Source organism: Marivirga arenosa, assembly GCF_030503875.2.
In the GTDB taxonomy this organism is placed as follows: domain Bacteria; phylum Bacteroidota; class Bacteroidia; order Cytophagales; family Cyclobacteriaceae; genus Marivirga; species Marivirga arenosa.
Map to the genome: position 1 here is coordinate 560,688 of NZ_CP129968.2, position 14,567 is coordinate 575,254.

At 35.5% G+C, this 14,567-nt stretch carries 4 protein-coding genes; all 4 read left to right on the forward strand.

What is annotated here, in order from left to right; translation table 11 throughout:
- Position 1: 1 nt before the first annotated feature.
- Genes QYS47_RS02460 through QYS47_RS02475 form a run of 4 tightly spaced genes read left to right on the forward strand, consistent with a single transcriptional unit; the run spans position 2 to position 14,536 of the window.
- On the forward strand, positions 2 to 3,133 hold the full coding sequence (locus QYS47_RS02460; protein WP_322347598.1) for an nSTAND1 domain-containing NTPase: 3,132 nt from the start codon (positions 2 to 4) through the stop codon (positions 3,131 to 3,133).
- Positions 3,120 to 4,142 (forward strand): outer membrane beta-barrel protein, encoded by a 1,023-nt coding sequence (locus tag QYS47_RS02465; protein ID WP_322347599.1) that lies wholly within the window; start codon positions 3,120 to 3,122, stop codon positions 4,140 to 4,142. The genes QYS47_RS02460 and QYS47_RS02465 overlap by 14 nt, the downstream gene beginning before the upstream one ends.
- Positions 4,139 to 5,305, forward strand: a complete 1,167-nt coding sequence (locus tag QYS47_RS02470; RefSeq protein ID WP_322347600.1) for an immunoglobulin domain-containing family protein — start codon at positions 4,139 to 4,141, stop codon at positions 5,303 to 5,305. Before QYS47_RS02465 ends, QYS47_RS02470 begins: the two co-directional genes overlap by 4 nt.
- 24 nt (positions 5,306 to 5,329) lie before the next feature.
- A complete protein-coding gene (locus tag QYS47_RS02475; RefSeq protein WP_322347601.1) occupies positions 5,330 to 14,536 on the forward strand; it encodes a T9SS type A sorting domain-containing protein in 9,207 nt (3,068 codons plus the stop codon).
- The last annotated feature ends 31 nt before the right edge of the window (positions 14,537 to 14,567 follow it).

The window sequence follows — 14,567 nt, forward strand, 5'->3', positions numbered from 1 at the left end:
AATGCAAGACGAAAAAGTAAGCATATCGAATAATAAAAGCACACAATACGGGAAAAAGAATAATCCTTTCCCTGGCTTGCGTCCTTTTAAAATTGAGGAAAGTCATCTGTTTTTTGGAAGAGAAGGCCAAAGTGATGAAGTATTACTAAAACTTTCGAAACACAGATTTGTAGGAGTAATTGGTCCTTCAGGAAGTGGTAAATCTTCTTTTATTTATTGTGGTGTTTTACCTATCCTTTATGGAGGCTTTTTAACTGGTCGTTCTACAAATTGGGAAGTTGTAGTTACTCGCCCAGGAGCAGCTCCTATTGATAATCTAGCACAATCTATTTTTAAATCAGATTCCAAGGGCAAAAAAATATCTGAAGAGGATGCTAAAATTAAACAAACCATAATTTCATCACTTCTTAAGAGTTCATCGGTTGGTTTGGTAGAAACCATTATGCAAATCAAAGGAGATGAAGAAAAGAACTATTTAATACTAGTTGACCAATTTGAGGAGCTATTTCGCTTCAAGGATTCCTCAAATATGCAATCCGTTAATGAAACTTTAGCTTTCATAAACCTATTAATGGAAGCCGTGAATCATGCGGATGTGCCTATTTACGTGGCCATCACTATGCGTTCAGACTTCATTGGTGAGTGTTCACAGTTTCCTGAGTTAACTCGTCAAATTAACGATAGCCAGTATCTAATTCCTCAAATGACAAGGGAGCAAAAAAGAAGAGCAATTACTGGTCCTGTTGCAGTAGGAAATGCTGAGATTGCTCCAAGATTAACGCAGCAATTACTAAATGATTTAGGAGATAATCCAGATCAACTCCCCATTTTGCAGCATGCTTTAATGCGTACCTGGGATTATTGGAGCCATTTTAGAGATTATGATCATGAGCCACTAGACATCAAGCATTATGAAGCAATTGGTACTATGTCGGAAGCCTTATCCATGCATGCCAATGAGGCTTATGAAGAATTGAATGAGGAGCAACAAAGAAATTGCGAATTTTTATTTAAAGCAATCACTGAAAAAAGAGGGGGTGGAAGTTATGGAGTAAGAAGACCCACTCAGCTTCATGAAATTGCAGCAATTGCAAATTCTTCCGAAGAGAAAATCATTCAAGTTATTGAGAAATTTAGAGACCCTAGTCGCTCTTTACTAACTCCACAATTTGGAATTCCATTGCATAGTAATTCCATCATTGATATTTCTCATGAGAGTATTATGAGAATTTGGAGCCGCTTGAAAAACTGGGTGAATGATGAAGCCGATGCTGTGGCTATGTATAAAAGGCTAGCTCAAGCTGCTGATATGTTTCAACAGGGAAAAACCAGTTTGTGGCGACCGCCTGATTTGCAATTAGCCTTAAACTGGAAAGAAAAACATAACCCAACATTAGTTTGGGGGCAACGGTATCACCCTGCTTATGAAAGAACGATTTCTTTTTTAGAGCATTCAGCAGAGGAATATGAAATAGAGCAAAGAGCGAAGGAACTACAACAAAAAAGAAGATTAAGGACTGCTCGATTAACAGCTCTCATTATGGCTGGAGCTACTGTGATATCAGTATTGTTCTTGATTTATGCTTTCTATCAGCAAACTGTTGCTGAACGTAATGAAAGGCTCGCTATGGAGCAAAAGGATATTGCAGAACAACAGAAAGAGTTAGCAGAAGAACAAAGATTAATAGCAATTCAGAAAGAGGAAGAAGCCACAGAAGCTAAAAATGATGCGGAAGAAAGTGCAGATCTAGCCGAGCAACGAAGAATTCAAGCAACACAATCCGCAGCCTTAGCAGAAGAGAGAAGAATAGCAGCCGTTAAAGCTGAAGGAGAAGCGAGTCAGGCTGCAATAGCAGCCAGAGAAGCTGAAAGGCAAGCTAATTTAGAAAAAGAAAGAGCAGAGCAGGAAAAAGCCAGAGCTGATCAATTGAGATATTTAGCGATTGCTAATGCTATTGCTGTAAAAGCGCCTCAGTTGAATGATCCACAACTGAAAGGCTTATTAGCTCAACAAGCCTACAGCTTTAGTAAGCGCTACAGTAATTATAATTATGACCCTGAAATTTATGATGGCTTGTATTATGCATTGAAAGAATTCAATCATCCGCTTACCCATAAAATTAAAGGGCATAATAAATCAGCGAAAGTAGTAATTGGAGGTAAAAATGATAATGAGTTTTATTCTGCAGGGGCCCAAGGAAGTATATTAAAATGGACTGAAACTTCTAGTCAATGGGTAGCCGATACTATTGCCCCAATTAGAAATAGAAGGGTGGTAAAATCCATGATTTTTGATGAGGAAAATAACATCATGTTTGCAGCAGGGCAATTCATTACTGAAAGTGGGGAATCCATTATTGAAAGTTATGATTTAACTCAAAACAGACCAGATCCTAAAATTATTAAAGGAGTAAGTGGTGCTTTTGTTAAAATGTATTTGGCAGATGATCATATTTGGGTTTTGGATGAAGGAGGTACTTCAATTAAGAAACTGGTAAATGGAAAAAGCCAAAAGATTTATCAATCCGATATAAAAATTAATGACTTTACAGTAGAAGAGAATAAGGATAATATCTGGTTAGCCACAGAAAATGGTGACTTAGTCAAAATTAATAAAGCCGGTGAAGATGCCACGATTATGTTTACCAATTCAGCAGAATTAAGCACTATTACCTCTAAATTTAATTTTATCGTGATTGGTGATATAAATGGAACTGTAAACCTATTCACTGACTATAATTTTTCTGCTCTAAACGCATTAACAGGACATATGGGAGGAATAGACGAACTGAAAGTAAGCGATAATGGAAGCGCATTATTATCGGCTGCTAAAGATAAAACTGTAAGAGTTTGGAATCTTTCTGAAATTACTCAACCCCCTATAGTATTATCTGATCATGATGACTGGGTTTGGTCAACTGATTTTAGTGCAAATAACAAATGGATTTTCTCAGCATCAGAAGATGGGCTTATAAAAGTATGGCCTTATTCAACAGAAATTATGGGAGATAAACTTTGCAATGAGTTAAACAGAAATATGTCACAAACGGAATGGGCTACTTATATAGGCAGTGATTTAGATTATGAAAAAACGTGTGAAAACCTTGAAAAATTAACGGATGCCAGTCAATAAAATAATCATATTAAGCTTCTGTATATTGGCATTTTCCTTTTTAGGTAATGCGCAGACTTCCTGCGTTCAAAATTTAAGAGATGCTCGAAATGCATATGATGAAGGAAGGCTAAAAACTCTTTCGAACCTATTATCAAATTGTGTTGAAGATGGATTTACAAAGGAGGAAAAAGTTGAGGCGCTCAGGTTAATAACATTATCTCACTTATTTAATGAAGATCAAGCTGAAGCAGAAAAATCCTATTTAAAACTTCTTAAGATTAATCCTGAGTTTACACCAAATGAGGAATCTGACCCTATCGAATTGATAATTCTTGCGGAAAATTTTGATGCTGAACCAAAGTTTTTTTTCGGCTTTAAAGGGGGCGCTTCCTACAATATCATGCAGATTCAGTATGAAAGTAATCATAATTTATTACTTCCAGGTACTTACGATTTTCCACTAGGAATATCAGGCGGCTTATTTTTTCAATATCCAATTACCAAAGAAATTTCAGCGAATTTAGAAGCTATTTACAATTTCAGAAATACAATTCTTAACAGGCCAATAGAAAGTGCTGAAGGTAATAATTTTCAAATTATTGAAGAAACACAGCAATGGTTAGAAATGCCAATTCTAGTTAATTATAAACTTCCTTGGGTCAAAAAATTCTTATTGGAAGCCACAGCTGGGCCATCTTTTCATTATTTATTGATGTCAGGTGTTAATCTTAATGGCTTAGGGGAAGAGTTGAATAATTATGACATGTTATCCTTCAGAAATCAATTTAATATGAGCGGAATTTTAGGGTTGAGAGCCAATTTTAAAGAATTGGGTGTGAATTTTATCACCACTGAACTGCTATTTCAATATAGAATTTTAGATGAAGTAAATAAGTCTGCGATGACAGAGCAACAAAGATTAGAATTGAATAGCGTTGCTTATTCCAATTTTGATTATAAAGGCCACGCGATTTGGTTAAGATTAGGCATTCGTTTTCCATATTTTAAACCAGAACTTAAAAAATGAGAAAGCTTTTAATTTACATACTAATTCTCAACATTGGATTATTGCAGCTAGCTTGTAATACCGAGGAAGGACTTGAACCAGTAACTCCTAAAAATTATTTTAAGATTTTAGAAGGAAGAGGTACAGATAACCCAATCGCAATTAGGTCATTATCGGATGGAAATTTACTAATTGTGTCTAACACCACTTCTTTTGAGCAAGGAGAGCAAATTAGAAAAATTCGCGTACTGAAAATTGATTTAAACGGTAATGTTTTAAATGAAAGATATTTACCTGAAAATAATGAAAATTGGTCTGCTAAAGATGTTCTAAAATTAACAAATGATGAAATAGTAATTGCTTCAACCTCTATCAATAGTATAGCTGAAGATAGTAGTTTAGTTTTTTATAAAATTAACAGTAATCTTGATTCGCTAAGTGCTACTACCCACCATAATTCTGCTACCTATAATTTGTACGGGGTGGCCGAAGATCAAAATGAATTATTATTCATTGCTCAAGAATTTAAAGATCAAACATCCTATCCCATTATCGGAAGAATTGATTTAAGTAGTTCCAATATTATCGATATTAAATCGGCAGAAAAATATGATGTTCCACCCGCTACAAAAGTCTATAGAAATGCAGTTGGAGAATATATATGGGCTTATAATAGAACCAGGTCTTATCTGGCAAAAGTACAACCCAATCTGTTGCAGGTTAATGATCAGGAAATTCACATCGGAAATAATTTATCTTCTTCTGTTAAGGCTGAAAAATTATTGATGATAAATATGAATCCAATTGTGTTTGGAGAACTAACACAAAACGGCAATAATCAACTATTCTATTACAGCCAAGAAAGCGGAAGTTCTTTTGTTTTTGGTGAATCAGGTGATGTTTTTCTGAATAATGTACAGAAAACGGAATCTGGATATTTGGTAACAGGCTTTCAATCATTACAGATTGATGGCTCCGAAAATAGACAAACCAACTTCTATTTTTCCCGAAGAAATGCTAATGGAGGTGAAATATTCTCTAAGGCCTTTGGCACTAATGAAAATGAGGAATTAATGGATGCCCTTATGATAAATGATGGTATTTATACTATAGGTAAAACCATTTTCGGAGGTGAAAACACATTAATTTTAATTAAAACAGATGCCTTTGGGCGATTACAATAAATACATGCTTAAAGGCATATTTTTATGAAAAAATCTTTATTCTTTATACTCTTTTTAATTGGCTCTATAGCATCAGCATTATCACAAAACCTTACTGATGTTAATGGAGATGCCGCTACAATTATTACCGATAATACTGCTACTGTATCTGGAGAATTGGTTTCTGATGGTGCAGTTGATGTAAAATATCAATTTCGGTATGGAACTAGTGCAGCTACTTACCCAAATTCAACTCCTTTTCAAGTAATTAATGTAAATACAAATGAAATTGTGAATAGTGGGTTGACGGGTTTAGATCCTGCTGAACAATATTTTTATGTCTTATATGGAGAAGAAGATGCAAATGCTTCTGTAAATTTCACCTCTTCAGAGCAATCTTTTTTTACACTTGCTACCTTACCAACCACCTCTGTATCTAATTTTGTTTTAGATAGTAAATCAAGTAGTAATGCTACCTTTACTTACACGCCACACTCCTTTTCTATAAATGGGGGATATGTTTTGTATAAATCAACTGGAGCAGGCGCAATTGATTTAACAAGTTTAGAAAATGCAACGGATCCTGATGGTCAGGTAGCGGCTCTCTCTGGAAATGATGTTTGGGAGCCCGATGAAACCGTAGGGTCAATAAATTTCCCTTCACTTTCAGCAGCTACCCAATATACAATGACTTTGGTAAGTTACAATTCTGATGGTTCTAATGCACAAACCTTAAACTATAGAAAATCAGACCCTCCTAGCGTAACCTTTTTCACACTTTCTAATCCTCCTGCTAACAAAGCTGATGGAGGAAGCTTTTCAGTTTCAAACATAACAACTAATTCAGCTGATATCAATTGGAATGATGTTACCAATGCTGATAAATACCTTATTTTATATACTCAGAATTCTGCTGATTTAGATATAAATGATGTGATAGATGGCAATGCACCAGCTGATTTAACATTTCCTGCTGGAGTAAGCTACACTACTTCTGCTACTAGTAATGTTTCTCTTTCTTCACTTGATGCAAATAGCAACTATAGTTTTTATATTATTCCATATGCTGAAGGAGCTGATCCTTCAACGATAAATTATATCACACAAACAGGTCCTGATTTGGATAGTTTTACCACACTTTGTGCACCACCCGCTGCACAATCTACTTTTAATACTATTGATCCAGCAGATATTAACCCCTTAAACATTACAGTAAGTTGGAATACAGTTTCAGGTGCAGACCGATATTTAGTAGTTGTAAAAGAAGGGGCAGCTGTTTCATTTGAACCTGTAATAGGGGACTCCTATTCTGCAGATGCTAATTTTTCTGGAGGGTCTGATTTACCGAATGGATCAGGAACTAATAAAGCCGTTTATAATGGGATTGGAAATAGTATAACAGTTACAGGATTAGATTTATCAACCACCTATCACTTTGCAGTATTTGCTTATAATTCAGATGGTAATTGTTATGTAACTCCTGCCTCACCCGGAACTATCTCAGCATCAACAACAGGAGCTGCTGCTAATGGTACGATTTCTTTTAATTCTGCTTCCGTAAGCATCAATTCGGTAACTAATGATAATTCAGGGGCTAGAGTTGCTATTCTCGATTTCAATATTATCGATAATGGTACTGATGGAATACCAACAGAATTAAATAGATTAGCATTTTCTATTGCGGCTGATGATGATTTTGAATTGGAAGGAATTGGCTGGGATGATATAATTGCAGATGCAAGATTGGTCAATATTACTTCTGGTGGGAATGAAAGTGCAGTCAATATATTAGCAGACAGTATTATCATTGAGTACTCAGGGAATGAGAGTGATCAAGCAGGAGAAAAAGGATATATTGCCGATAATACTACCTCAAATTTTCAGCTTCAAATACGGTTAAAGGATAATATTTCGTCTGTAATTGATAATAAAAATATAGTCGTTGAACTTTATCCTTCTAAAATGACAGTTCAATCAAATTCAAGTTTATTTGATGCCTCTTCTTCATCCATTTCATCAGGTACCACAAATAACAAAGTTGAAGTTATTGCATCCGAGTTTAATTTTACTCAAGAGCCTTCTCCTACCACAATAAATGCAACTGAAAATTTTACCACGGCTCCACAAGTAGAGGTAACTGATGAAAATGGAAATTTAGATTTGGATTATGTAAATGGGTACTCACTGGGTACCGGTGGAATTTCTGTTCAAAACCCTCCTGCTAATTTCAATAATGGAGTTTTAGATTTTCCGGCAAATTTTAATTATCAAGGTAGTGGAGACGGTACCCTTTCGATAGAAGATGCTGGCAATTCAATTTCAATTGCCACAAGTAATACGATAACCGTAAATCCAAAAATCACCCTTAGTGAAATCGGAGCAGTATATAATGATGGCGATTTAGTGAATGGTGCTACGGATGAAATATTAGTTGGCTTTGACATTACAGCTCTCAGCAGTGCAGAGATTAATGATATTGTTTTAGGGTCTGATCAGGAATTAATAGGCAAATTGAGTAATATAAGATTGTATGCATCAACTGATGATACATTTGATGGTGCAGATGTAAATATATCAACTGGATCCGTAAATGATAATGGTGTAAATACTGAAATTTCTTTTGCTTCTTTAACCGAGAGTATTGATAATAATTCCTCCTATTATTTTATTGTAGCAGCGGTTAGTGCAACGGTGCCAGCCTCTACACCTGATATTACTTTTAGTTTAATAAGTTCTAATTTTAACTTTCAAGAAAGTTCATATTTATTTCCGGCAATCACTATTGATAAAACTTATAGTTTTCAAGATTTAACGCCACCAGAAATAGTTTCTATTAATGCTTCTCCAGCAAGTATATCGGATGATAATACAGGGGTTGAAGCTTTTCAAATTAGTATTGAGTTTGATGAAGAAATGATAACCGATGGAACGGCAGACCCAGTTATTACTTTCCCAACAATAGGTGAAGATCCAACAACTAGTATTACATTTTCAGCAACTAGTAGTGGCTGGGATGTAGCAGGATTGGTATACACTTCTTATTACAATGTTGTAGATGTTGGACAAACCATTAAAGATATTGATGTAAATATTGCATCTGCAAAGGATATCTCGGATAACAGTATGATAGCGGTTGATGAAAATGATTTATTCTCTATAGATACTGAAAATCCAACAGCTTCATTGTCTTTAAATCAATCTTTGGTGAATTTGCCTAATAATACAATAGAATTGACGGCAGATTTTGGAGAGTTGATGGATACAGGAACTGAACCAACGGTTACTATTTCAGCGCCTACTAACTTCAGTCTTGAAAGTGGGAGCTGGGTTAATTCGCAACGATATGTTTACTCTTTTACTCATGATGGTACTGAAGAAATTATAAATAATGCTTCTATTACTATTTCGGGGGCATTAGATGAGGCTGGAAATAGCATGAGCAGTACTGATTCTGATCCATTTAATATCAATACTATTCCGCCAAAAATTGAAGCCATAAGTTCAAGCAATACAACAGGATCATACAAAGAGGGAGATGGGCCGATCGAAATTACTATTGATTTTGATGAAATTGTAACTTTAGGAGGCACTCAGAGCCCACAGCTAATTTTAAATTCAAGTGGTTCAGCAATTGCCACTTATAGTAGCCATACTGATGATTTAATTGTATTCAGTTATACCATTACTGCAGGTGATAATGCTGATCCTTTAGAAGTGTTAAGCCTTGATCTAAATGGTTCAACTATTGTAAGTAGCAGTTCTTTAAATCCAGCGGAATTAGGTTTACAAGGAAATGCCCTTTCTGATGATAAACAATTAAAAATTGATACTCAATCACCTTTTATAACCGCTATAACTTCCAGTACAGTTGATGGGATTTACGGTCCTGGTGAAATTGTGAATATTAAAGTGATATTTAATGAAAATATCCAGCAAACGGGTGTTCCTCCAACTTTAAATTTAAATACTGGTGTTTCTGCCATTTTTGATGATATAACAAATGGGAATGAATTAAATTTCACCTATACCATCGGTGGAATCAGTCAGGGTGAAAATACTAACGATTTAGCGGTTTCCTCTATCTCCTTATCCCAAAATGAGATATTAGATTTAGTAGGAAATCCTTCCGATTTAACATTAAACGGGGCGAATAATACCTTAGCTGCAAATAAAGCTATTATAATTGATACGGAACCACCGAGCTTAGATCCGAATCCATTTTCTCCAGCAAATGGAAGTTTAAATGTGTCTCAAACAGAAACCTTTGCGATTACTTTAAATGAACAAGTTACAGGTGCTGGAACAGCTAATATAAGACTTATTGATGTTGCAAGTGGGTCTACTTTGGCCACTCTCGATGGATCTACCGCCTTTGCAAACTCAAGTGCAACTACCCTAAATTTTAATTCTTTGGCAGCCTCTCTTCAAGATTCAACGGAATATTATTTTGAATTTGATGCTGGAGCCATTACGGATATAGCAGGTAATCCATTGGCTGCTTTTAATGGGGTTTCAAATTGGTCATTTACGACTTTTGGTCCAGCGAGAATTGATGATTTTTCTATTGCTGCATGTGTGGGCGAGGTATTTACAATTTCAGGGCAATACTTTACAGGTGTAAGTCAAATTCTTACGGATGTAGAAAGTGGTTCTCCTTTTGAAATTACTACTTTTTCAATTGATGATGATAATACTATTTCATTTACAGTGCCAGCAGGAACAGTACCAGGAAAAATCACTTTAAATAAAATTAACGGCCAAGATGGTAATACGGATGATGCTTCCACTACCTCTACAACGGCAATTAAAGTTGGACCAAGTAGCGGACAGATTGTATTGGTAAGTGTGGGAACGGATGTTGTTTGTGATGTACCAGGAACAGAGGCAGCACCTATAGAAACGGCTATTCAATTTGATATTGTCGGAGGTTCTGGAACCTATACAGTTCAGTATTCAGATGGAGTAAACATCTTTACTGAAAATAATTATTTGTCTGGAGAAACTGTTCAAGTTAACCCACCTGTTTCAGGTGCAAATACCTATTCAATCATATCCATTATCGATGAGGATCCTGATTTGAATACCTGTAGTGCTGCAGATAATGGAGTTGATTTAGTGATAACAGAATATGAGCAATCAAATGTGGAAGCAGGAGGTATTTTCGACTCAGATTTAGGTGTCAGTACGGTTGCAGTTTGTTTAGCCCAAGATGACCAAGTTGATTTATCAGATGGAGCTTTAATGGGTGTGTTACCAAGCATAGTAGGAGATATTACATCTGGGGAATGGACTATTGTGGATGGACCAAGTTCTGGTGGAGGAGGTTTCTCAAGTAATTTTAGTGATAAAACGACTACAAGCTTAACTCCTACCTACTATCCTAGTCTGGCTGATGCGGCATATGGAAGTATCACCTTAAGATTAACTTCTGACGATCCAACCGCTCCGAATCCATGTTCTCAAGATTTTGATGAGATTACGATTGTATTCGTTAATACGATATCTGTAAATGTTGGGCCTGATTTAAACGCTTGTATTCAAAATGATGGAAGTGGACCTTATGTGATTGAACCTCTTAGTGCTACTTTAGGTGGAGGAGCAACTTCTTTAGAATGGTCAAGAAATGATCAATACGGTGAAAACGGTGTACATGATGGGTCATGGGGTTTTGCGGCTTCTGCTAATGCCACAACATTTACTTTAACTTCTACTTTAGAGAATCCTTTTTATAAAGCAAGTCCTCAAGAAATTGCAAATGGATTAGCAACCGTTGGTGCTATTCCAACAAGTGGCGGATGTGGAGGTACTCCACCACCAGAAGAATTGAATATTAATATCAATGATTTACCAGCCCCAACTATATCCTTAGCTCCTGCTAATGTATGTAGCGGTGAATTTGGCGTAAGATTTAGAATGTCTCCTAGCAGCACCTCAAGTACATTTGAATGGACACTGTCTAATGAAGGTTCAGATACACCAGGGCAAAATGATAAAAACAGTATTGATGGTCCTAGAACTGGAAATATAATTTTTGTTGATTTTAAGGAAGTAACCACTGAGACAGTTGAAACTATTACTGTAAAAGAAATTAATCCAATTACTACATGTGAAAGTGTTGTTCAAACCATAAATGTTACCATAAAACCAGCGCCAGTTGCTAATATTACCTACACAGGAAATACAACCGTTTCACAAGGTGATCCAAGGTTTTTATTAACTGGAGAAGGAGGACAAATAGGAAATATTCAGTCAGGTGGTGTTTTCTCTGGTCCTGGTGTCGTGCAAGATTCTGATGGGAATTATTATTTGGATCCTAGTATTTTAAATGTTACCGATATATTTGATCCTGCAGATGATCACATTATAACTTTTACCTATACAGATGAATTCGGTTGTTCCGCATCCGAAACCATAAGGTTTAATGTTTATGCTGAAAACTCAAGTTTCCAGAATTTACTAGCTCAATATTGTGTTTCTGATGAAGAAGATATCATCTTCGTTCAGCCCAGTATACTTGGGGATGATTTTGAAGTCATTTCGATTCAGGGTCCTGGCATAACAGAATTAGGTTTACAAACTGAAATTATAGATGGTACCCCAACACAAGTTTTTAAAGCAGTGTTTAATCCATTCATTGCATATGAAGAGAATCAAGCTGCTGCAGATCCTTCCGCAGTAGTAATATCCTTTTCTACTCGCGAAAAGTTAAATCCTGCAAATGTGATTTTGGAAGCGGGTTCTCAAACAGTTAGGGCTAATCCATTGCCAACATTAGAATACCAAGGACCTGAATATGACATGTGCACCTATGATGAACCAGCTGATTTAGAGGCCTTAGGTTCTAATAATCAAAATACCTATTCATTTGTTTTGAAAGACACCTTAAATCAAGCCTCATTTCCATATAGTTTGATAATTGGAGATGTAAATGTGGGATTACAGTTTGACCCTGCTCCACTAGATGATTATTTGGATAGTATTGGAGAAGAATCTATAGAGGTTTGGATGGAATACAGTTATACCAATTTGAATTCATGTTCAGCTACAGAAACATTCAGTTTTATAGTGTATAAACAGCCGGAACAACCCTTGTTATCAAGTACTGATTTATGCAATATAAATGGTAACATTGAAGAAGCTTCTGTTACTAATTATGATGGTACAAATCCAATCCAGGAATTGGAATGGTTTACCAATGTGGATTTAACGGGAGAACCTATAGGCAACGGTTTAACTTTCACTCCACCTTCCGAATTATTTGCGAATAGCAATGAAGTAAAATTTTATGTTGTACGTAAAAATGTAAATAGTTCAGGAGAAGATGATGAATTGTGTAGCAGTAACGCTACAGAAATCACCTATAGATTATTAGGCGTTCCAACCTTAGAGTGGAATAAATCAAGTTATGGTAGTGCTCCTATAATTTTTACAGCTAATCATAATGAAAACAATGTTGCCAGTTATGATTGGTTCATAAATAGAATTACTGATAACGGACTTGAATTAGTATATTCCGAGAATCAAACTAATATAGATCTGAAACAATTAACTGTTGATTTTTCCCAATACGGAGCAGGTCAGTATCAAGTGGATTTCGTTATTAATACCTTATTCAACTGTAATACATCTGTAAGCCATCAAATTGTAGTGGTACCTGAATTAAGTAGCTCTTCTAATTTTTCTTTTGATTTTAATTCCTCTAATAATGAATGGGTAAGCTCCATTGATACTAATAATTCTTGGGAGTGGAATCAACCTGGTGATTCTTCAAGCATAATTTCAGAAAGTAAATTATGGATCACAAATGCTAATGGATCTTACAATCCAGGAGAACAATCTTATGTATATTCTCCAGTAATGGATATTAGCCAAATCGAAAAACCTGCTGTTAATTTTGATTTATGGATAGATGTAATTGATAATGTGGATGGACTGATTTTAGAATATTCTACGGATAATTTGAGAATTGAAGACCCCAATAAACAATGGAGCCTTTTAGGTAATTTTGATGATGGTATATCATCTGGATTGAATTGGTATGAAAGCTCTGCAATTAGATCCAGACCAGGAACTGATAATATTACCGCTTCTGGTCTTGTCAATAATAACGTTTTTGGTCAAGGTTGGTCAGATGAAACAATTCAAGATGAATTGGTAAAAAGAATTCAGGCAAAACATGCTTTGGATGTATTATCACAAAGTGAAAGATCAAATGTGATGTTCCGTTTTCAATTTAAATCCAACAATACTGGCTTTCTACCTGATGGAGTGGCTTTCGATAATTTCGCAATTGGTAGTTTAAATAGAAATGTGCTGGTTGAATATTTTGGCAATGAAGAAGTCAATTCAGATGCGACCGAAATGGATTCACTAAATTCAAGGTTTGCTCGGTCCACAAGTTTTACTTGGATTAACTACAGATTGAATGAATCTGATCCTTTATTTGTGCAAAATGCAAGTGCTATGCTATCTCGTATCTATCAATATGATGCATATGAAGCTGATAATGCTTTTTCAATAGATGGAGTGCTCAATAATGAATTTTCGTTTAGTTCTGATGCTGCTCAAAACCAATTAAATAACAGCTTATTAGTTTCAAGCGCAGTAAATCTTTCAATGGAAATATCAAAAGCAGCGGATGATCAATTGAATGTAAAAGTTAATTATAATTCGAATAGTGTTTTTAGTGAAAACGCCAGACTTTTCGTTACTGTTCTTTATAAAGAGGTTTCAGGAGGTGCATTGGAGACCAATTCTGCTAAAACCTATTACAACGTTTTAAGGGAGATATTACCCCAAGTGGAGGGAGTGGATGTATCGGGTAATGAAAGTGGACAATTGGAAACTTCCTTTTTAGCAACTAGTGCAAATGATGCTGAACCATTAATGGTGGTGTCCTTTATTCAGGATATTGAAACGGGAGAGGTTTTCCAAAGTGATTTTGTGACTGATGTACCTCTACTATCTTATTCCAATGTAACTTTTAATACAGCTCTGGAAGAAATGAATGTAAATTTATACCCTAATCCAGCCAGAGATTTCGTGAACCTTCAGTTCAATTCAACTTTAAATGAAGAGCTAAGCATAAGGGTTTATGATATGCGGGGAAGTGAATTAGAAGCCATTAAATTACCAGCAGGAACCACTCAACATGAATTATCTACTCAGTCTTTTAAAACAGGGATGTATCATATTATCATCTCTAACGACAAAGGAGCATTCAAAAGGTTGAAATTTTCGGTGATGGATTGATTTTAGAAGATGAGTTTCCATTTTTTATTCG

Coding starts and splice junctions, on each gene's coding strand:
- QYS47_RS02460 (WP_322347598.1), top strand. CDS start 2: ATGCAAGACGAAAAAGTAAGCATATCGAATAATAAAAGCACACAATAC.
- QYS47_RS02465 (WP_322347599.1), top strand. CDS start 3,120: ATGCCAGTCAATAAAATAATCATATTAAGCTTCTGTATATTGGCATTT.
- QYS47_RS02470 (WP_322347600.1), top strand. CDS start 4,139: ATGAGAAAGCTTTTAATTTACATACTAATTCTCAACATTGGATTATTG.
- QYS47_RS02475 (WP_322347601.1), top strand. CDS start 5,330: ATGAAAAAATCTTTATTCTTTATACTCTTTTTAATTGGCTCTATAGCA.